Genomic DNA, 21,524 nt, shown 5'->3' on the forward strand with positions numbered 1-21,524 from the left:
CATTGCTCGCCGAGTTGAAGGAGATCCTGGCAAAGCAGGACATCACCCTGCTCGGCGCGCTCGGTTTCGAGAACGCCTATGCGCTGGTGATGCCGCGGCAGCGCGCCGATGCACTCGGTATTCATTCGATCACCGACCTGGCTGCGCACGCGCCGACGCTGTCGATTGCGGCTGACTACGAGTTCTTCTCGCGCCCGGAATGGGCTGCCCTGCACAGTGCCTACGGGCTCTCGTTCCGCACGCAACGACAGATGCAGCCGGATTTCATGTATGCGGCAGTGGCGAGCGGCAACGTCGACGTCATCGCGGGCTATACCAGCGAGGGGCGGATCAAGGAATACGACCTGGTGACGCTGGCCGATCCCAAGCAGGCGATCCCGCCCTATGATGCGGTCCTGCTGCTGGCACCGCGGCGCGCGCATGATGCGGCGTTGCAGGAAGCGCTGAAGCCGCTGCTTGGCCGGATCGACATTGCGACGATGCGCGAGGCCAATTTGCGCGCCAGTGGCAGCAATGCCAACTCCCCGCCCGGAGCAGTGGCGCGTTGGCTGTGGCAGAGGATCAGTGGGCAGTAGACGCAGGCCCAGCGTGTCAAATAGCTGGGAACACGGTGGACACGGAACGGCAGTCCTTGGGTACCAGCCGTTCACGCACTCGCGCCCAACTGGGCCTTGACTTCGCACGTGGTCTCCCCAAGGCTCGAAGCAGCCGAAGGATTGTCATTGAACTGATCTACTTTCTTGGGGAGATTGCCATGCAAAATCCGCCGCTCGATCCGGATGTTAACGATGCGGCGCCAACGGATTCGATCCTGACTCCCTACGACCAGGAACACGCTGTCACCTATATGCGTCTCCTGGACGCAGACGCCGAAGGCGCCGACTGGAGAGAAGTCGCTGAGATCGTGTTGCGCATCGATCCCAAACGTCAGCCGGAGCGTGCCCACCGGGCCTACGAAACCCATCTCGCTCGTGCCAAGTGGATGGCCAAGCATGGCTATCGGCATCTGTTGCGGAGCGGTTGGCCGAGTTCGAACTAAGCAAAAATTGCACGTCAATCTGCTGCGAAGAGCGCAGCGATCAGGATAGCGAGCAGTATCGCCGTGCTACGATGATTGCCGCAAAGATTGTTGCGCGCGAGAGCTTTGTTAACTCTAGCTGTCGCGGGGCGTCAGACAAGTTTGCGTGTCGGTGTCATGTACTTCGCTGGTCGTCCTGCCAAGCGCTTCGATTGAGACGCCGGTTGGGCACTTGCCGCGTGAATCGAAAGGTCGCCGCTGGCGTGACTGTCATGAGGAAGACGAACCTGATATGAGGCTTCTGTCCTTCCCAGTGACGCAATCTCCAAGGCCTCCTTGGACAGCTTCAGCCGTGCCAAAACTCATGTGGGGTGCTTGCTCGCCGCAAAGGACGATACCTTGACTAATCCGTGCGCTCCGCGTGGATACCTACCCCGACGCCATCGCGAAACAAGAACTGAACGCCCCTTGCCTCGAAAACTCGTCGCACGTCGCGGAGCGTGCGTTCCTGGGCTGCGGACGTGTCTTGCTCTAGCCGGGCGATAGTCTGCCTAGTCAGCCCAGCTTCGGCCGCAACGTCGTCTTGGCTCATCAGGAGCCAGACCCGCGCGGCGCGCAATTGGGCCGCGTTAACCATGCCGGAGCTAACATGTTGTTCTGTGGATGACTTCATGTTATATATAGCACATTCAGTTCGCTGAGGAAGAATACTCAGCGAAGGCTTGATGCCTGCTAAGACGTTCCCAAGGCAATAGAATCCTTGCCTTCGGACTGCGAGAGAATCCTTGCTTTGCACTTCAAGACTAGAACTCAAGGAAAAACAAGTTCAATCGCGGCGTACCGTTTGGTGGCGCTCTGACCGCACAACCCGCGACTGCCAAGGCCATCCACCGGACATGCGGCCCGTCTTTCTGAAGAATGCCCGCTAAGGCCCAGATCACCCCTCTCGGCTCACCTCTGCCGCTGAAACGCCAAGTGCGGCTTCGATCTGCAGAAACACAAACCTTCTAATAACCAGCCAATCGGATCGGCCGATCGGCCTACCTCTTGCCGTCGCGGTGTTTGCGATTTCGGCGGCAAACGAACCACTGCGCGCTTCTAACCCATCGGAGAATGCAATGTCGGCAACGCTTCCCTTTCACAGCCTCGCCCCCCTTTGCCGCGACCTGGAAAAGCTCGTCAACGATCTGCGCAATTCGAGCCAAGGCTCACAGCCTCCCGAAGCGGAATTGCAGGCTTCTCCACTGCTCGACAGATGGTCGTTTGCCTTCCTGCCGGCGCCTTGCTTGACCGGATCGGTACATCAACATCCTACGCTTGGCTCTCGCCCACACCTCCATACGTCGGAATTGGTGCTGATCGATCCGCACAAGCGATGGGCTCGCACGTGGTCGAGGTTCTATCGTCTCGGCAAGCAGCTGACACCCGAGATCGACAAAGCCTAACGGCTGCTATCCAGCCGTGACAAGGGTGTAAGGCGCTCTCGACTCCGCGAGATCTTGGTGCCCCACCGGGATTGGAAAGTTCGACCCGCACTACCTCGCTCCCTTCATGGTCCAATCACATCAACCCCGTTCTGAGGGAGAATCGCGCATGTCCGTGAAGCACACAACCGCGCACAGCGTTGTCCGAAGCAGCATTTCTCAGTTGAATGCTCTAGATCAAGTTTTACCGCGATCACGCACGTTGCAAAATTCGATCGAGCTTTCTCCACTTGTTTGGTGGCGAACTCGGCTTCCCCAAGATCTCGACCGACGAGATGTGAGGAGAATCCGCGCCGTTCTTCTGAGGACAGATCCCCTCAATGATTGCGATTGGCTGCGGGCGGTGACCGGGGATCCTGCAGCAGCGATCGGCGTCGCCATTCGTGTGCTCAAGTTCCATGGGATGACCAATCCTTTGACAGACGTCGCGATGTCCTCAGTGCTGTGCTGTTTCCTCGAAGATGATCGTGCGTCCCCGATTCTGATCGCGTCCGCATTGCGTCGTCGCAGGAAGATTGATCCGCGATGTCATGACCTTTGGCTGCTCTGGCGCAACGCCCCATTCTGAGAGTGCTCACCGATTTTCACGAGACGCGAACCCCGGCGTCCGAGGCTTCCTTCACTGCTCCGGGTACGTCTCTTGTTTCCCCAACGGCGACGCGCGCGAGCGTCGTCGTTGTTTGCCGGGCCTCGTGGCCGATGACACAGAGACACGATCGCCATGATTTCCGGCTCAGCCACCAGGATTTCGCATCTCGGCTAGGCAATCGCGGCGACATACCTCCTGCGGAGTGCAATCGCGGGCGAGAGTGCCGCTTTCGGACTCTCCCATGCTGCCCGAGCCGGCCTTTACGTGTGCGACCGCTCGCGTGGCCGTCCGCCCAGAAGTTCCTCGCACATTCATCCAGCATTGGAGTGAACAAATGAGCCAATACCGAGGACCAACCAAAATGCGATTGTGGATTCTGTCGGACCTCCACGTTGAACTGACCCGGGGCTGGGACCTACCGTCAGGCGACGCGCGACCGAATTTCGACGTCCTCGTCGTTGCTGGCGATCTAGTTCCGCGCATGGAGCGTGGCGTCCGTTGGCTGCTCGAGCGCGTGCCCGACAAGCCTGTCGTCTATGTCCCAGGGAATCATGAATTCTACGGTACCGATATCGACAGAACCGTCGAAAAAGCAATGGAGGCCGCTGAGGGTACCAAGGTCTTCGTGCTGCAGGATCGCTGGATCAAGCTTGGGGGCGTCATTTTCGCAGGTGCAACTCTTTGGACTGACTTTGCACTGTTCGGGGACGAACACCGTGCCATGACGGTAGCTGCAGATCAGATGAATGATTATAGGAAGATTCGCGTGGGCCGCTACGTCGAGCGGTTTCGACCACCTCACGCGTTGCTACGGCACCGGAAGTCGCGCACCTTCTTGGAGGGCGAACTGAGGAAACCCCGGGGAACCGGAAGACTGGTCGTAATAACGCATCATGCTCCGATGCCGAGTTGGGGCAATCTGGTGGCTCCGCCCTATACGGGCGCCGAGCTCACCGACGACGACGTCCTAGCGGCGGCCTACCGAAGCGATTTGACCTCGCTGATGTGGCCGGCGTTGATCATGGACGGTCAGAGCTATCGCCGGCGGCCCGCTGATCTCTGGATATACGGTCACACGCACGAAACCGAAGACCTCACCATTGGTCACACGCGCATCGTCAGCAACGCGAAGGGGTATGGGCCTTGGCTGCCGAAGTACCACGCCTGGGATAATCAACGTTTCGATCCGAACCTCATCGTTGAAGTCTGAGATTGGGAAAAGGTCGATCGCGCAACCGATCGACGATGACAACCATCGGCCACGACGTCGGTACATTTGACCGATCCGACCGGTCGGACGCGGTGGCATGGTCCTGCAATGCCGCTGTCGTCGTTCTTTTGCCTGGCCTTCGGCTCAGGCATCATCGCCTGGAGCAATTCATGACGAAAAAGAGCGCTGCGAAATCGGTCACCCGAGCAACTGCGCGGACAAGGAGGCGCCCCTCCGCAAAATACATTAGCGCAGCCAACAACGCCATCGAACGGCACTTCGATTTGTTGCGGGTCGAGAAAGTGCATGCTGCCGATCCTGCAGAGCACGGCCGGGAGGGCGACCCTGCCAGCAACGCAGCAGAGTTGCCGGAAGCGCCGTCAAGCGTGTCATATAGACCGCGCCCCTCAGGGCAGTGCGCGATCGTGGCAAGCGCATTCTACTCGGGGACCACCGGCGCGGTCCGACGGCAATTGAACGGAAAGCGCCCGCTCGCCCTGATCATTCTTGTCCCGGGTCCAAGTTGGATTGGTCCGATCCGGAGACTGTTCCTTGAGCGATTCAAAGATCGCTGGCGGCCGGTCAGAGATCAAGTGCTGAAGACCCCGCAGCAGAAGGCAGAAATCAGCAGCGAGGTCGCAGCCGATCTTGCTGCTGGATACGCAGTCGTCGGGGTCGCGGCGCATCGCGACGCGCTCCCGCCTACGCTTGTAACGGCCACAGACCTCACAATACGCATCAAACCGCCGAACGGCAGGGTAATCGCACACGCGATCCGTATGTTCACAGGTCAAAGGGTAACTTCGAGTATCGGAGATGACATCGTCGCCGGACTCGAATTGCCGGATATGGTCGCGGCATTTCGTGCCGACTCTTCTCCGGAGGAAATCATAGAGCGCCTGCGCAAGTCGACGTCCGCTCTCAGTGGAGCGGGAACGAGCGGTAGATTGCCGAAGCTTGAAAAGGCGACTGAGTATGGACCTGCTCAGGTCTGGGGCATGGACCTGGCACGCGATATCGCCGATTACCGTGCGGGACGTCTCGCGTGGGAACATGTTGACCGCGGCGCGGTCCTGTATTCGGAGCCCGGTCTCGGCAAATCGCTTTACGCGCGCGTCCTGGCGAAAGCGTGCGGGGTGCCGTTGGTCAGTTTCTCGATCGCTGATCTCTTCGCGAGCTCACCAGGATACCTCGATTCGGTAGTCAAGGCATCGCGCGCGATGTTTGACCGTGCCGCCGCACTCGCACCTTGCATCCTGTTCCTCGATGAAATCGATGCGCTACCAAACCGCGCCACAATGTCTCCTCGCGGAGCGGAATGGTGGACACCCGTGGTTACGGATTTCCTCCTGAGTCTCGACAGTGCGGTCGCCGGCCAACGTACCGGAATCGTCGTGATCGGCGCCACGAACAACATCGCCGGCGTCGATGCCGCCCTGTTGCGGCCCGGAAGGCTAGAGCGGGCGATAGAGATCAAGCGACCGAGCGCTGAGGGAGTGCGCAACATTCTTCGCCATCATCTTGCTGACGATCTCTTGGAAAGCGACCTTACGGAGATCGCGGGCCTCCTGGAGCGTTCAACGGGGGCAGAAATCATGCTGGCTGTACGTCAAGCTCGCCGGCTTGCCCGTCAGGCAAACCGCGAACTTTTTCTCGAAGATCTGCGCGCCGCGGTGTTACCAACCGAGAAACTCGAGCCGGAAACATTGTGGCGCGTCTGCGTGCACGAGGCTGGGCACGTGATCGCCTCCCTCGCGCTGCCCTTTGGCAAGGTTCTTCGCTGCACGATTGCGTCGAAGGATGGCGCCAAAGGGGAGACCGTAATGGACCGGCAACTGACCGCGGTTCCCACACGCGCGCCGATCGAAGAGCGCGTGGTCGTACTGTTAGCCGGACGTGCTGCGGAGTACGTACTAACCGGGGCGGCCTCAACCGGCGCCGGCGGTGACCCGCGCTCCGATCTCGGGATCGCTACGCAGATCGTCGCATTGATGCATGCAGGTACCGGGCTGGGTAAATCACTGGTCTATACAGCGTCGTATGATGAAACACTTGACGCCGTGCGCGGCGATTATCGCCTTCGCAAAGAAGTTGGGCGGCATCTTGCCGCACTTGAGCGCCGAGCCATCGCGGTGATCCAGCAGCACCGCGGCGCGGCGGTCGCAATTGCCGAAGCATTACGACACCGCCGTCACATGTCTGGAGACGAAATGCGTGAACTGTTCGACGCAACGCCTCCTGAGCCGGCGTCTTCACGTTGGAAAATGCCAAGCTTGTTTGGACGGAAGTAGTCCGATCATCGCTAACGACGAAGCAAGATGCGAATCCTTCGAAGTTTAGCGGTCGCGCTTAAGAAGCTTTCAAGAATTGCTGTTAACTCGTGGGGCATGAGCATCATGACCCACATCCTTAAAGCGCGCCTCGAGGCGACGCACTTCGCCCGTCCGGTAGTCTGACCGGCCGAAGGTCTTAAGGACCGTCGGCCCCAGCGCCGGCGGAGAGGTCACCTCCTCGAAATCGCGGTTTAGACCACGATCGGTCAGTCGACCGAGGAGGAACTGTAGCCGATGATTTCTCCTATTCCCCAAGGCGGTTTCGCGTCAGTCGCGTAGTGGGCTCCAAGTCCGCGGTTCGACGAGGCGCTAAAGGCGCCGGCGGGAAAGTCCCCGTCGCGAAAATCCGGCGGGATTCACCCAAAACCGAAAACTGAGGAAAGGCCGTCGCACGCTAGTGCTCCGGCCTCGGGAGAGTTTTGCCAAAGACTAGCAGCATCAAATCCGCCGCTGAGAGGCGGCGGTTTCGGAAGACGTCGACTGCGCTTGAAAAAGCAAAGCGCCCCTGGCGTCGGCGGGAGACCAGCGTGTTAGCCGCACCTGGTCCCTGCCGACGGGGAGCGTCGAAGACGGCAAACGAAGATCCACCCAGAGAGGTGCAACGAGCGCCGCAGTAGCAGCTCAAGCTCTTAGCCCCTCTCCGACCAGGAAACAACCCGCTCGCTGACCGCGTGCGGGAACGGCGGAGCCTTGCCCCGGACATGGTGAACGAAGCCCGACCTCGACGTCGGCGCGTCCACAGAAGTCCTGGGGTGGATCTCCGCCGCAATCGGAGAAAGCCGATGAGCGATTCCGAATCCGCGCCTCGTCACGAGGCGCTTCTTCATCACGGAGGCCTAGCCCTCCACCTCGACGTTTTCATCGAACCGCAGCCTGGCGGTGCGACCTCTTACCGCGTCACGTGCACCGACCTCGAGACTGGCTGGGTGTTCGGCAGCGGCCTGCTGCCGGCGACCCCGGCCGGCGGCCCGCCGGTCCTTACGCCTTCCGACCTGACTCCGTTGCTTGGCAGCACCTACCGGCTGGCTTCGGCTTTGGTTGATCTGGAATCCGAGCGGTTGGCCCGACTGAGCCGTCGTTCGGCAGATCGTGGTCGTCGTCGCAATCGGAGCTGGTTGCGTCGTGCACGGCGTCTTTGGCCGGAACGCGAGCAGCCGGTCGCCTACGAGTCCTTGCTCGAAAGGGACCGGCTCCGGGCCTCCACGTTCGATACCTCTGCGGGGTCACTCGCATGAGGCCGGAATCAGTCAGGCATCCCAAGAGGTATTTTGGCGACACCTACACCGGGTCGGTGATCATCTCGCGGGATGGCTATCGGGCGGTCCAATTCGAGTCCTTGCTTGAGCAGGACTGGCTGGTCCGGACGGATGCCTTCGACCGCGATCTGGCCTGCGTTGTGGCTCAGCCGCGGGTCGACGACACGGATTCCGGCGGGCTTCGGTACAAGTTCGATGGACGGTATCGCACCTGGATCCCGGATTACTTCCGCCAACGGCGCGGACCTCCCGGGATCCAGGCTCCGATGCCAGCTCTGGTCGAGGTCAAGCCGCTGATTGCCATCTATCCGGACGATCCGGATGAGGCGGTCAGAGAGCGTGACCGGGCTTATGTCGAGGGGAAGTTCGAGGCCATCCGACTCGCGGCTCTGTCGCGAGGATACGAATTCGTCCTGGCGACGGAAAACGAGATCAGGATCCAACCCAGCCTGCAGAACGCAGGACTTATGCTCCGCTGTTGCGGCCCGACTTTTCCCGTCGCTTGGGAAAAGATGGGGGAGCAGGCGGTCTTGGCATTGCGCCGCGAGAGCAGCGTCAGCGAACTCGAAGCGGTGTTGCCGAACGGCATGGACGCCTTTTCGGTGGCGCTGCGCCTTGCGTGGTCGGGGCAGATCGTCCTCGACCCATCACGAAAGTGGTCGCGGACATCGACATTTGTCCGCGCCTAATCGATGCAACAAAGCAAGGACTCGTTGTCAATGAATCGATCGTAAACGCCCGCGGAACGCGCGCGTTTACGATTTTATTTCTGTTCGCGTGGAATCGGTCTAGGCGGGGGCGTATTCAGAATGAGTGTACAGGTACCAGTCCGTATCCAGACCGGAGCGCCGGTTCGGATCGATGGCAAGGAATTCTCAGCCGGTCCCGTGATCAGCGGCGGTCGCGTCTTCCACGACAAGGAGGCCGGCACGCAGATCGTGCTGAGCGAGGTCGCGCAGATGCGTATGGCGCTCGATCTTCGCCTGCGCGACGCCTCGCCGTTCGCGGGACTAAGCTCGGCGCGCCGGCACGCACTTCGCATCGATTGGGGGACTTTTTCCCCGGTCGAGCGCAAGACCGCCCTGGTGCGCGCACTGTACGTCCGCAAGATCGACAAAGTTCAGCCCGCGCCGTACCGGTCAAAAAAGCGGATTCTCGTCAGGATCATCGAGGAGGTTGGCAAGACCTGGAATATCCCGCTCGAAGCGCGGCCGTCACCGCGGCAAGTGCGCACTTGGTATCGCACGTTCGTTACTACGGGCCGAGATGTCCGGGGGTTGGTCCCATGTACTTGGGCGAAGGGCAATCGCTTGCCCCGGTATCCGGATTGGCAGCTCGAAATCGTCCACGCGCAGATCAACAAGGCGATTGCTGTGCCGGAGACCGCGAGTTTGCGTACGGTCAAGCGCCTCGTCGACGACGCCTTAAGGAGCGAAGCAGCAGCAAGGGGCGAGTCCTTAACGCTCAAGGGTAGGAACAACACTATCGGCGGGAACCTGATCGCGCGAGCGTTACGCGAGCGCAATAAGTTCGAGATTTTGGTCGGTCAGACCAACGCTCGCGAAGCTCGCAGGCAGTATCATTCTGTGCAGCTCGGCCCCCAAGGCGACGAGGTCAATAGGGAATGGGAGGTCGACCACACCTTGCTCGACGTGTTCGTTATCGACGAGCAGACAGGAAAGCTTGCCGGGCGTCCCTGGTTGACCGCAATCATCGACCGGTATTCGCGCTGCATCGTCGGCTTCTCGTTGAGCTTTGCACCGCCGTCCTGGGCGAGTGTCATGGATGCGCTGCGGGTCGCGATCTCGCGCAAAGCTCCCTATCTGCGGAATTACGTCGGGATCAAGAACAAGTGGGAGTGCTTTGGAATACCGGCGACGCTGGTCATGGACCACGGACGCGATTTCAAGTCGAACTCGATGGCCGAGGCGGCCCGCGCGCTGGGCTTCAACCTGCGTTACAGCAAGCCCAAGAAGCCCTGGCTCAAAGGCAAGATCGAGCGTTGGTTCAAGACTCTCGCCGAGGAGATCGTCCACACCCTGCCGGGCACGACATTTTCGAAGGTCGAGCATCGAAAGTTCTATGATTCACAGAAGTTCGCGGTCCTCACGATCGAGGAGACGAACTGGATCGTCGCCAAGTGGATTATCGACGTTTATCTGCAGCGACGTCACGGCAAGCTCGGCGTCTCGCCGGCGAAAAGGTGGGCCGATGGACTAATTGAAATTCCGCTGTTGCGTGAGGTGCCAGACGAGCTTCTCGTACCGATGATGGGGCTTGTCATTCCTCGCACGCTGAGGGCGGGCGGGATTCGTTATCTCGGCCTTCGGTGGGAATCGGAAGCGTTCAGTGAGGTGCGTGCCTTTCTCCCGGACTCCGCGAATGTTCAGGTCCGTATCGATCCGCTCGACGTATCGACGGCCTACGTCTTCGACGAGAGGGAGAACAAGTGGGTCGAGGGACAGTTGGTGGAACCCGTCGAAGCTCGCGGCTACACGCTTAACCAGTGGGCGACCGTCAAGCGCCTCCGCAAGATGATTCAGGAGCAGGAGGACAAGGACGCCGATGAAGCGCTGGACGAGGCGATCGCCGACATCCGCGAATACGTGGATCGGATCAGGAGGTCGCGCGACAAGTCCAAGGCGCCAAATCGGCTCGCCCGCTTCCAGAACCGCACGGCGTGGAGCGCAATTCGGCCCAGCAGGGACAGCGACGATCACGCCGAGCCCGGCTCGCATGTGATCGGCCTGACAAAGATTCAGTCTCCACCGTTACAGCCCCATGCACCCTATGAGGAAAGGCCACCGCGTAAGCGACGGTCGGAGAGTAATGTCGAGCCCCTTTCCGTTGCCGACTCCATGGAAAGCACGTCAGCGGGGAACGCCGAGCATGACGGGCCCCGCGATCATAAGCCAACCGCTGTCGACACCAAAGTGCCGACCGTCATCCGGGATATGCCCCCGGATGACGCGTCCAACCACGACGAAGATATGGACGAAGCCGATCTTCCGTCGCTGCTGCGCGACGATGATGAAGACGACGAGGTGGCGGTCAGGCCGCCAAATTACGGCGAAACGGAAGAGGACTGATTATGGTGGAGAAGCAGTTTTCGTTTGCGAGAATGGATGAAGACAAGCGCCTGAGGCACGTTTACCGGCAGAAGATCGAGACGGCGGACGCCAGGAAGATCGAGAAGGGGTTGAGGAGCATCTACCGCCTTGCGCGCGTTGGTCTCGAAGGGCACGTCGCACTCATCATGGGCATCACGGGAGCCGGTAAGACGACCGCCGTGCGCATGTTTACCGACACCATATTCGAGCAAATGAGAGCTGCCGATCCATCCGGCACATGGGAGCGCCCGGAGGTGGCCGCAACGGACCTGCGGCCGATCGTCCATAAGACGGAAACCGGCACGGAGCGGCCGATCGCGGTGCTCTCGGTCAACTCGCGCCCGCGATACAACTCATTCCTGCACGACGCGGCATTGGCGTTGCAGGTGAGCTTGCCGAAGCGCTTCGACTTCGGAGAAGCGAGCCGTGAGATCAATAACGCATTGCTGAAGCAGAAGGTGAAGATGTTCATCTTCGACGACGTTCAGCATATCATCGAATCGCATATGGATGACTACGGCGCCGCCGATGTATTCAAGCTCCTGGCGAAATCCCGCGTCCAGCTGGTGTGCATCGGGCTCCCCAGCGCCGAAGGGCTGATCAGGGTCAACGGTCAATTGCGCAGATTGGTCCGCTTCCAGCACATGCTGACACCGCTGCGATGTTCGATCGGTGATTTCCCCCAGGTCGATCGTACCGGCAATGCGGTGAGCGATGGCGGGGGTCGCAAAACCGCGTTCCGTAACCTGATGGCAGCGATCGACCGAAAAGCAGGTCAAACTTCGGTGCTACCGTTCGATGGCGACTCGAAGCTGTCCGACTCGCAAATGGCGCTCCGCATTCACCAGGCGAGCGGCGGCTTCGTAGGCGAGATCATGAAACTCATTCAGGAGGCCACTACACTCGCGATCCTCGCCGGTCGATCAAAGCTGATCATGGACGATTTTGCCGAGGCCTATGAAACCATGACGCTGTGCAATGACGATCGCAACTGGTTTCGGATACCTTGGCCGAAGTTCGCAGAATCCTTCGGGCGAACGCCGCAAAATCCGCGAGCCGCGGAGGAGAACGAGCACGCCAAGCTGGTTGAAAAAAACGTGAAGAAAAGAGAGAAGCGGACGGTCGACGCTGTAGCAGGGCGCGCATGACAGGACCTTCTAAGGCAGGCTCCAAGAGAAGTCCGATCGGCCTCTGGGGTTGGCGCCCGATTGAGCCCGAGGAGACGGCGCAAGGGCTACTGCTTCGAATCGCCGCGCAGCAACTCCATACCTCGACCATCCGGACTGAGCGCGACGGCGGATTTAGTCGTGCAAAACTAGCACATGGCGACGTACCAGAGCTCAAGCGGTTCGCGGCGGAGGTCTGCCAGGACTACGCGTCCATTGTCGCGGACAATCCGGTGCGGGACGATGAGGGATGTCTGCGACTTCGCGGTCACGCGGTAGAATCCTTTCTTCACTTCCACCGGCGACGGTTCTGTCCGGCTTGCCTCGAGCAGTCCTGGCATCACCGGTTCTGGTGGGATCTCGAGACAGTGTCGACGTGCCCCCGCCATGGCCTGGAGCTGGTCGGCGTATGCATTTGCGGAGCGGATTTCGGCTGGTTGTGCGGTGAACTCGTTCACTGCACCCGCTGCGGAAAGCGGGACATCGATCGCATCAGTCGACGACCGGCGGACTCGAAGGTGCTTCGTTCAGATTCCTACATTCTCTCGCGCTTCGCTGCAGGTACCGCCGAGCCCATTCCTATCCTGGATGCGTTGAGCGTGCCGGACGTCTTCATGATGCTTGAACGGATCGGCTCTGCTTGCGACGGCTATAGTCGGACTTGGCGCTCGGCGAAATCACTCGGTGTCTCGCTGGGGCAGGTGCAGGCGCGCGGTTTCGAAGTCCTCGCGGACGGCAATCTAGATGAGGTGCTAACCCGGATCTACGACGGCTACATGGCCCAAGGAGGAGATCGGGACCGGGGCTTTGGCCACTGCTACGGCTGGCTTTATCACTGGTTCAACCATAAGCGAGGCGTCAAGTTCTCTCCGCTGCTCGCGGAAGCTTTCCTGTTACACGGAGCGGCACGGTTTCCGGTAGTTCCGAAGGCAAGACTCGGCAAGCTCACCGATCAGGCGCGGCGCAAACTTTCGCTCAAGGCAGCTGCCGCAAAGGCGGGCATGTCCGTATTTGCCATGAAGAACATTGGCCTCGCGCTGGGTCTAATCAGGACCGAAAAGCGATCGGGAAGTCAGCTTTCCTTCCCTGTCGAGGAAGTTGAACGGATCGCACGCGACCTCAAGGGCGCGCTTTCTCAGGAGGAGACCCAAAAGCGCCTCGGGATTGGCTTGCGACCGATGCGCGAGATCATGGGCAACGGCTCGCTGGTGCCGGCGATCAACGGCGGTCGCCAGCGCCACGCGTTCGTGTTCCGCCTCGCCGATGTTGACGCCCTGCTGGTGGGGCTTGCCGGCGGCGCACCGGCCGTTGCCAAAGCTTCGCCAGCGTTGCTACCCATTTCCCGCCTCGGACGTGGCCGTGCCACCACGATCGGCGGCTGCGTGCGCCTGATCCTGGGCAGCAAGCTGCGGGTTCGGGAACGGTTGAAGGGCGCTATCGGCCTACGTGGGCTGCTCATTGATGAGACTGAGCTGGAGGCCGCTGTTCATCCATCGACTGATGAGATGGTTCCATTCGCCGCTGCGGCGCGTTTGATGCGGCTCAATTCGCGAGGACTGAGCCGCGCGATAGCGATCGGCATGTTTGCCGGCTTGGACAAAGGCGCAAAGGCATTGCCAGCAAAGCAGGTCGAGACGTTCGCGCGAAAGTTCATCATGATGGGTGAGATCCGCGAGCGCGTCGGCGGCTATTTCCCGACACTGAAGGACCAGATCGAGCGCGCTGGGTTCAAGCCAGACAAGAAGTTGGCTCAGTGCCTGAACTCTGGCTACCTACGTGCTGAAGTGGAGCCGTTCCTTAATCGACTGAAGACGGGTGAGGTCTCGCTCGAGATGCCACCGCCCGCCCGCCAGGCCGCGATCGACGAGACGCGCCGCATCCTCGATAAGGCAGAGCGCCCGATTGATTCTAAGGGAATTCTTACGCTGCTGCGCAAGAAGATACAGATCGGCCCGTCCGACCAGGACGCGTTCTTCTACACCACTATGAACGAGGAGAAACAGGAGTTCGTCTATATCGTTGGCGCTGGTTGGTGGCTTCGCCAGCACCCCTTCATGGGGCGGACTTTTCCGGTCGAACGCCAAGCGAGCTACCACGACATCGTCGATGATGAGGTCGTGGCAATGATCAGAAAGGCGAGCCAACCGATGATGCCCCATGACATTATCGCAGGTTTGGCGAAGAAGGATGTCTTGATCGCCGCGGCAGATCCCGCCGTCTATCTGCGCCGCATGGCGATCAGAAGATCGGAAGTCGTACGCTTCCACGGCAAGGGTTATTGGGATGCGACGCGGGCCTGGGCACCGGCCGGATACCAGCCGCCCCGCGGGAAAGTCGCCGCTTGAAAGGAAGACCCTGAAGAGAACCGTATGGGCCCTTCAGGGGGTCATCGGGACCTTGTCGAGAGCCGGATGCCCACAACATCTAGTCGCGTCCAATGCGAACGATGGCGTGGCCATTTCCCGATAGAGTCGCTCTACCGCTGTCGGACAGGATTGCTAGACGCACTTTGGCGGCCATTCGCCGGCCGCGAAAGCGCCGTTGCCGGTTTGCCCGGTGTGGGCACGAACTATATACAAAATCAGGCAGACCGGCCGATCGAATGACCAGGCATGTTGGCTCGACGCGATGGCGAGGATCGCCTTGGTCTTTTCCAACCAGCCAATGCAGAGCCATGCAACGTTGAGGCACAGGAGCACAGGCGCGGACGATGCCGGGGCTTCGAGCCTTCACCGGTCAACCACCAACGCTAGTGTTGATCTAGACGGCAGAAGCATGTTACCGGTTTGATGAGGAGTTCGGCTGCTCAAAGCGAGCGGCGGGGAATTCAGAATGCAAGGTCAACCGGGATCTGTCCTCGCAAACGGATGCGATCAATGCGCTGACTCACCTGCAGGAAGGGAGCATGCTCAGCGCTCTTTATTCATCACCGCTTCTTCCTCATGGAAGGCCTGATGCGCTCGAGACCGCTGGCGCGGCTGCCGGCAAATCGGCAGACGTTGTGATTCGCCCAGACTACAGTTTCGCTATGTCACTCATTGAGCTCCGAAAACGGTCCGGTTCTAGTTAGCCCATCCCGTGCGCCGAGAAGCAGCAGATCGAGCCTTCTCAGTCCTGGCCGAGATCCTGTTTGATCAAAGATCCTGTTCCGATAAGCGGCTGGCTGACTGAAGGAGGAAGCGATGTTGGTCGCTGTCGTGGGAGCCGGCATCATGGGAGCATCGCTCGCACTTCATCTCGCCAGAAGCGAAATGACAGTGCTGTTGTTTGATAGCACCGTCCCCGGCTCCGGAGCGACCGGATCGAGTTTCGCGAGCCTAAACTTTTTCGCTGGGGTGACATCACACTACATGCAGTTCAGGTCGGAAGCCATTGACTACCACGCGCTACTTGCAACTCAGATTGGGCTGACAGACGCCATTAGAGCGACGGGAACCTTGCGCTGGTCAACCGAACCCACGGAAAACAAGAAACTGCTTGAGGCAGCCGCTACGGCCGAGGGACTAGGAAGAACCGTCGAGTACCTGTCACGAAATGATGCATTGGAGCTTGAGCCCAATCTGAGCATTGTCGGATGCCCCAAAGTTGTTGTGCGGGTTCCTCAAGAGGGATGGCTCGATTCTGTTCATTTCACAAAGCGCGTGATCGACGCTGCCGTCGCTACGGGGCTCGCCTATTGCGTCTCTGAAAAATGTGCAAGGATAGAACCCCTCAACCAAGGCGCCGTGGTTTGGACTAATCGTACTTGCTATCTTGTCGATGCAGTCGTGCTGACCAACGGCATCGAAATCAACTCCCTGCTTGAAGATCTCGTGTGTGCACCAATGGTTCATGAGGTGCCGGCGGCGCTTATGCAAATCCGGTATTTCGGCCCGCCGATCGAGCACGTTGTCTTCGCGAATCATCTTTATTTCCGGGCAAATGGACCTTCTTCTCTCATCGCCGGAAGCGGCCCCGATCCTACGCGCCTCAGCGACTCTGGTGTAGCGGTCAAAACTGCCAAAGAGAATATCTCGTTGATAAGGGCTGAGCTCAAAGACCCCTCCTTCGGTGATTCCATCGCGCGGAGAGGGATCTGCCCCGTTCCCAAGGATGGCTACCCGATCGTCGGACGACTACCCCGTCTCGAGCGGGTCTTCATTGCTGTCGCGCACGCAGGCGTCACGCTTGCCCCGTATGTGGCGCTTCTACTCACTATGGAGATTGCAACGGACGCCTCATGTGAAGCGCTTGGGGCCTTTCGACCCGAAAGATTCAATCTCTCGAACGGAATGCCAAGACTCCAGTGACCCTCATTTATAGTCGTTGAGCGTACTCAAATGGGAAGGAGTTGGCAGACAAGCCGCGCAATTTGGGCTCCGCTCCTGCAATTGCTCTGAGCTCGGCGCTTCGGAGTGATGGGCGACAATTATTCATATCCGCCCGCTCGTCGGCAAGTATGGCACGACAATCAGCGTTCTTTCGCATAACGAAGACCTCGTCGCCAAAGGGCGACTGAACGAGTGTCAGCGCGAAGGCGAAGATGGCCGCGCGCCTGGCAAACATCAAATCCTTGTCGCGGCGAGATGGCGACCGCAATGTCTCTCCATTGAACAGACCGGCGATAGGTCGCAAGACGAAGCTGCCTGCATGTGACAGTAACCTAACGAAAGACCGAGCCCTACAAATCCAGCGATCAATCGAGCGCGTGCCACACCGGGCCGGCTCTGATCTCCACGATAGCAGAGGAATGAAGGCCGAGACAATTTAGGTGCGGCGTGCTGTTATGATTTCGGCCTCGTAAGGCATCTCAGCGAATGCGGTGTTGTCGCGGTGCTGTTCGAAGAGAAAATTGAGTGCCGAAAGAATCGCCTCTTCTCCCTGCTCCTTGATCGCCTTCTGCACGATTGTGAATGACCGCGCACGATGCCCGAATTTTTCTTGATCGATGAGCTCGGTAAAAACGAACGTATCTCGCCTGATGTCGGCTAAGTAGGTCTCGGCTCTTAACTCAACCGCAATGTCAATCTCTGAGTACCCTCCCTCCGGTCTGGAGTGTCGATGCCGACGGTAATTGGGGAGTGCGGCCTCAACGATAGATAGGAAACCATCCGCGAAGGCACTGCCTTTGTCGTAGGGTTCATATTGGACGATCGCGAGTAGGCCGCCAGGCGCCAGGACACGTTGCGCCTCTCGATAGAATGCTGGGCGATTGAAGCGATGCACCGCACTAGCAGCCGTGACCAATTGAGCAGAGCCATCGGTCGCTTGCAGATCTTCAGCGACACCATCCACATAGCACACGGGTACGCTGGTAGACGTCAGAGACGTCGCATGCCGCCGCATATCCGCATTCGGTTCAAGCGCGAAGATCTTGAAATTTGAGCCGAACACCGCGGCAAGACTTCGCGTGAACAGACCTGTCCCTGCGCCGACCTCGATGATGCTGCCCCCCGTGGAGTCACGGAGCTCGGACCTCAATTGTTCTGCGATGCGCAGAGGGTACTCTGGGCGAAATTGGTAGAAGTACCCGAGGCCATCGAAATCGTCCCAAGGTCTATGAAGCTGGCCCGACACAGCCTGATTTGTTGTCTTACTTCCTGTGGACATGGTATTTTCACCAATATCTTATATCAGAGTGTCCCTAGGCCAATCGATGCAACTCATACTCCGCCGCAAGGATTGCGAGTGCCCTTTCTAGGGTCGAGTCGTCTGATGGATTTCCGATCCCGATCCGGATCGCGCGTGGCGGCTCCGCTTCGCCGATCACGAAGCCATCGCTCGTTGAAACAAGCACACCGGCTTGCTCAAACCTCGCGGTTAATTCGGCACCAGTGACTTTAGGCGGTGCTGGTATCCAGACATGGAGTCCGCCATCCCCAAGTCGGTGGTCAATATTTGCGAGGTATTGACCGACCAAAATATGCCGCGCGGCGACGGCGCTACGAACAGCGTCGACAATTTTTCCGATAGCCTCACTCTCAATTAATTCTGTGGCAAGTGCGGCACCAAAAGGCGCCGTCATCCAAAACGTAGCCCGCACTCCCGGCCAGAATAGATTTGCGGCCGCCTCTTTCGACGGCGCGACGACATAGGCTACCTTCATTCCCGGAGCCACACTCTTGGCCAACCCGAGCAGATACCAGGAAATTTCCGGCGCAAGGGCAGAAAGCGGCGGCGGCGCATCCCGGGGAATAAGGCTATAGATGTCATCTTCGATGATCGAGACGCCGAATTCTCTGGCAACCGCAACGATTTCCTTGCGCCTCTCCAATGACATTGTGGCCGTAGTCGGGTTTTGAAGCGTGGAAAGAGGATATAACGCCTTCGGACAATGCGCCTGGCACACCTCCCGAAGCGCGTCCGGACTCATGCCATCGTCATCCATCCGAACTGGCGCGAGTTTTATGCCATATCGTGCTGCAAACACCTTGATTGGCGGATAAGTTAGCTCATCGACGGCCAGTATCCCGCCTGCGCCAACGAGCCCGGGAATGAGCATATTCAGAGTACTTTGCGTGCTACTTGTCAGGACGATGCGCGCTTCATCAGCTCGATAACCCAAACGCGAGGCACAGAATTCCGCGCCCGCTCGTCGGTCGGCTTCGGTTCCGCACCAACGATGGTGTCCGATGATTTCGCTCAGAACCTCCCTTGCGAGTATGTTGGTTACTGCGGTGCGAATGACCGGGTCAAACACATGTGGTACTGGCGGCGGTGGATTCAGCCTAAGTGGAATCGGGCTTTTGAAGCGTTCATCACCCTGCATGTGAAGTGAAGCATTCGCCCCAGGCACTTCTGCAAACGGATTGTTCATTTTTGCGACCTCCGTGACGATCCTTCTTCGAGCTAGATCAAACTGATGGCTATCAGAGCCAACGACACCGCAATTGCCGCGACCGTGGCGATCGGGACACCCACGCCGCGAATTGCCGGAACCTCCAGGAAGGCGGATACGTGGAGGACCGAAAGCACCGCAAAAGGTAGAGCTAGTATTGTCTCGAACGTCTCCGCTGACATTAACGGGCGAAGCAATAGCATCACGGCAAGTAGTGGGGCATCATACGAAACTGGAATCCCGATGAACCGAGCCTCAGCCGTTAGTCCGACATTCTCGAAATAGCTCAGTCTAATCGCACCGGACAAAACCAAGAGTAAACTAGTAATAAACGAGAGAGCTGCCCCCCGACCAACAAGCATAATGATGACGGCCGGGAATAAGACACCGTGGATGAAGTCGGCAAAGCCATCGAAGCTTTTTCCAAATTCTGCCGCACCCGGACGGCGAATATGGCTAGTCTTGCGAGCGACATGACCGTCCCAATGATCCAGAAACCAAGTCCAGAGCATTGCCGCAACGCCAAGCTCTATCTTGCCGTTCAAGGCCAGGAACAACCCGACAACGGCAAACAGATAACCAAGGGCCGTGATGGCATTTGCATAGTCACGCAAATACCCGATCATTTACTTCGCTCCCGCTGCTCGAAAATGGGATTGCGGGCATATTCGATTTCAATATTCTTGAGCCGCTGGCCGCAGAACTGTTCGATGGCTTCCTTACGGTAGCCGGCTGCAACGGCTGCCTCGCCGATCCCGAGCACAGAGAGCTGATGCAGCCCGTTGTGCAGCATCGGGATTCGGTTCGTGTCGACCAAAAGCGTCGGAACTAGCTCCGGGTAGGGGCGCTGTCTTAAGACCATTCCTGTGGCTAGGATCACGGCCCGTGTACCGTTGAGCATTTCAAAATTCTTGACTGTTTTGTTCACGCCACTGCTTGCCCGGCCTTCAGGTTGTTCAGGGTTTCGACGACTCGCCTGAGTCCTGGCTCGACCAAACCTGGTAGACCGCCGAAGGAGAGGCGGAGGCCATTCACATCGCCAAAGGCCCCCCCCGCAACGGATCCAACACCAGCTTCTTGCAGGAGACTTTGTGCAATATCGTCGGTCGATCGAACCGGCCCCCCAGCGGGAAGAGCGGACACAAGCCTCCTCAGATCGAGATAAAAAAAGAATGAGCCATCGGCGTTCGGCGGGGTCACGTCGTGCAGACCAGACAGGATGCGAAGACCATTGTTGCGAACGTCGGACAGGCGCTGATGCATCTCCCGTTCAAAGCTGCCGTCCCCAACCTGGAGGTGATGCAGGATCGCGTGCTGCGCGATCACGTTGGCATTCGAGGTCGTATGGCTCTGCAGCTTCTTGGCCGCCGAAACAATCTCCCGGGGGGCAGCGAAATAGCCCAGGCGCCAACCGGTAATCGCCAGTTGCTTGGAAAAGGCGTTCACTAGGATTGTCCGGGCACGCACGCCCGGATGCGCCATGACGATCGACTCATGACGGGCCACTGTAAACACGAAGCTGGAGTAGCATTCGTCGGAAATGATCCACATCTGGCAATTGATCGCGAGATTACCGATGGCTTGAAGGGTCGCTCGGTCGTAGACGGCTCCGGTTGGATTGTTCGGTGAGTTGATGATAATGGCTTTGGTGCGGGGCGCGACAGCAGCTCGAATCGCCTCGATATCGGGAATATATGCCGGCGGGCGAGCATCAACGAACACGGGCTTTGCGCCGGCGAGAAGAACCTGGGCCGCAAATGTCGGCCAGCAGGGGCGGATTATGATGGCCTCGTCGCCCGGATCGAGCACAGCCAACGCCGCGTCGAGTAGTCCTTGCTTTGCGCCAGCAGTGATTACGATATTTTCCGTATTCCAGCCGATGCCCGTCTCCGCCGACAGCCTTTCGGCAACAGCCGCGCGAAGTGGCGGCAGGCCTATCGAATCGGTATACCGGCTTGTACCGGCCTTGATAGCGGCAATCGCTCCTTCGCGTACGGATATTGGTGGTTCAATCATAACTTCGCCGGCCGCCAGATCGATTATCTGACGGCCGCCCGCAGCAGCTATCTTAGCCGCCTCGCGAGCGGCCGCAGTACCCGAGCCCGACAGTAAAGACATCCGTTGCGCCAGCATGTGCGTGCTCCCCCGATCTGATTGTCGACTTTGTGAGCGGCCGAACCGGCTCGGCTCCAGCTGCGCAACGCGGTTCAGACGATACCGCTCGCCGCCCAAGCAAACTCGCCGAGATGAGGACCGCTTCAAGGTCCTGAAGCGCTCTCCTCCGACGGCTCACATTCGGTATCGAGGCCGTTGAAGAGTCGGATCCAGACGGGATAGCCAAACGCTATGCCCGACACTACCGGGACACCTAGCGTTCATCGGCAATGCGTAAACGACGTTGGTCTTCAGCTCGTGGCTGTTGGGCTTGGCGTGCGGGGGCGCCGCATGACACTTGGCGCTCGGTGATTGCATCAGCCTGACGCGCTTCCATGACGAGGCGGAGCCCGCGATCGGAGCCGACCTGGGCATGAAACGTTGCTG

The 21,524-nt window shown here is 59.2% G+C and carries 18 protein-coding genes; 12 read left to right on the forward strand and 6 right to left on the reverse strand.

What is annotated here, in order from left to right; genetic code table 11:
- Positions 1-575, forward strand: a 575-nt coding sequence (locus FNJ47_RS19435) for a glycine betaine ABC transporter substrate-binding protein (RefSeq protein ID WP_283811266.1), incomplete at its 5' end; no start/stop codon positions are given.
- Positions 576-754: 179 nt separating this feature from the next.
- Positions 755-1,039 carry a DNA -binding domain-containing protein gene (locus tag FNJ47_RS19440; protein WP_163155879.1) on the forward strand — a complete coding sequence of 95 codons (285 nt, stop codon included), beginning with the start codon at positions 755-757 and terminating at the stop codon, positions 1,037-1,039.
- Positions 1,040-1,421: 382 nt separating this feature from the next.
- On the opposite strand, the gene FNJ47_RS54720 is transcribed toward FNJ47_RS19440, so the two are convergent.
- Entirely contained in the window at positions 1,422-1,691 is a 270-nt protein-coding gene (locus FNJ47_RS54720; RefSeq protein ID WP_163155881.1) for a helix-turn-helix domain-containing protein, read from the reverse strand.
- 445 nt (positions 1,692-2,136) lie between these two features.
- Here FNJ47_RS54720 and FNJ47_RS19450 point away from each other — a divergent pair, with 445 nt between their 5' ends.
- The 10 genes from FNJ47_RS19450 to FNJ47_RS19495 all read left to right on the forward strand — a co-directional run bounded on the left by FNJ47_RS19450 (position 2,137) and on the right by FNJ47_RS19495 (position 16,455).
- On the forward strand, positions 2,137-2,463 hold the full coding sequence (locus FNJ47_RS19450) for a DUF6634 family protein (RefSeq protein ID WP_163155883.1): 327 nt from the start codon (positions 2,137-2,139) through the stop codon (positions 2,461-2,463).
- Between the two features lie 148 nt (positions 2,464-2,611).
- Positions 2,612-3,070, forward strand: a complete 459-nt coding sequence (locus FNJ47_RS19455) for a hypothetical protein (protein WP_163155885.1) — start codon at positions 2,612-2,614, stop codon at positions 3,068-3,070.
- A gap of 355 nt (positions 3,071-3,425) precedes the next feature.
- On the forward strand, positions 3,426-4,301 hold the full coding sequence (locus FNJ47_RS19460) for a metallophosphoesterase (protein WP_235999983.1): 876 nt from the start codon (positions 3,426-3,428) through the stop codon (positions 4,299-4,301).
- Between the two features lie 170 nt (positions 4,302-4,471).
- The gene (locus tag FNJ47_RS19465; protein ID WP_163155887.1) at positions 4,472-6,592 is read left to right on the forward strand and encodes an AAA family ATPase; all 2,121 of its coding nucleotides are present in this window, start codon (positions 4,472-4,474) and stop codon (positions 6,590-6,592) included.
- A gap of 824 nt (positions 6,593-7,416) precedes the next feature.
- Positions 7,417-7,869, forward strand: coding sequence for a hypothetical protein (locus FNJ47_RS19470; protein ID WP_163155889.1), 453 nt, complete (start codon positions 7,417-7,419; stop codon positions 7,867-7,869).
- Positions 7,866-8,579, forward strand: a complete 714-nt coding sequence (locus FNJ47_RS19475; protein ID WP_163155891.1) for a hypothetical protein — start codon at positions 7,866-7,868, stop codon at positions 8,577-8,579. Before FNJ47_RS19470 ends, FNJ47_RS19475 begins: the two co-directional genes overlap by 4 nt.
- A 120-nt stretch (positions 8,580-8,699) precedes the next feature.
- Complete coding sequence (locus tag FNJ47_RS19480; RefSeq protein ID WP_163155893.1) at positions 8,700-10,979, forward strand: DDE-type integrase/transposase/recombinase; 2,280 nt, start codon at positions 8,700-8,702, stop codon at positions 10,977-10,979.
- 2 nt (positions 10,980-10,981) lie between these two features.
- On the forward strand, positions 10,982-12,148 hold the full coding sequence (locus FNJ47_RS19485) for a TniB family NTP-binding protein (protein ID WP_163155895.1): 1,167 nt from the start codon (positions 10,982-10,984) through the stop codon (positions 12,146-12,148).
- Positions 12,145-14,511: a TniQ family protein gene (locus FNJ47_RS19490; RefSeq protein WP_163155897.1), complete on the forward strand. Its 2,367-nt coding sequence runs from the start codon at positions 12,145-12,147 to the stop codon at positions 14,509-14,511. Before FNJ47_RS19485 ends, FNJ47_RS19490 begins: the two co-directional genes overlap by 4 nt.
- Positions 14,512-15,348: 837 nt before the next feature.
- Entirely contained in the window at positions 15,349-16,455 is a 1,107-nt protein-coding gene (locus FNJ47_RS19495) for an NAD(P)/FAD-dependent oxidoreductase (protein WP_163155899.1), read from the forward strand.
- Positions 16,456-16,912: 457 nt separating this feature from the next.
- On the opposite strand, the gene FNJ47_RS19500 is transcribed toward FNJ47_RS19495, so the two are convergent.
- Genes FNJ47_RS19500 through FNJ47_RS19520 form a run of 5 tightly spaced genes read right to left on the reverse strand, consistent with a single transcriptional unit; the run spans position 16,913 to position 21,116 of the window.
- Positions 16,913-17,755, reverse strand: a complete 843-nt coding sequence (locus FNJ47_RS19500; RefSeq protein WP_163155901.1) for a class I SAM-dependent methyltransferase — start codon at positions 17,753-17,755, stop codon at positions 16,913-16,915.
- A gap of 34 nt (positions 17,756-17,789) precedes the next feature.
- Positions 17,790-18,962: an aminotransferase-like domain-containing protein gene (locus FNJ47_RS19505; RefSeq protein ID WP_235999984.1), complete on the reverse strand. Its 1,173-nt coding sequence runs from the start codon at positions 18,960-18,962 to the stop codon at positions 17,790-17,792.
- A 32-nt stretch (positions 18,963-18,994) separates the two neighbouring features.
- On the reverse strand, positions 18,995-19,609 hold the full coding sequence (locus tag FNJ47_RS19510) for a CDP-alcohol phosphatidyltransferase family protein (RefSeq protein WP_163155903.1): 615 nt from the start codon (positions 19,607-19,609) through the stop codon (positions 18,995-18,997).
- Positions 19,606-19,911, reverse strand: coding sequence for a glycosyltransferase family protein (locus FNJ47_RS19515; protein ID WP_163155905.1), 306 nt, complete (start codon positions 19,909-19,911; stop codon positions 19,606-19,608). The genes FNJ47_RS19510 and FNJ47_RS19515 overlap by 4 nt, the downstream gene beginning before the upstream one ends.
- Positions 19,908-21,116 carry a pyridoxal phosphate-dependent aminotransferase gene (locus FNJ47_RS19520; RefSeq protein ID WP_163155907.1) on the reverse strand — a complete coding sequence of 403 codons (1,209 nt, stop codon included), beginning with the start codon at positions 21,114-21,116 and terminating at the stop codon, positions 19,908-19,910. Before FNJ47_RS19520 ends, FNJ47_RS19515 begins: the two co-directional genes overlap by 4 nt.
- Positions 21,117-21,524: the final 408 nt, after the last annotated feature.

Origin of the sequence: Bradyrhizobium uaiense, from assembly GCF_010811875.1 — a bacterium.
Taxonomy (GTDB): Bacteria; Pseudomonadota; Alphaproteobacteria; order Rhizobiales; family Xanthobacteraceae; genus Bradyrhizobium; species Bradyrhizobium uaiense.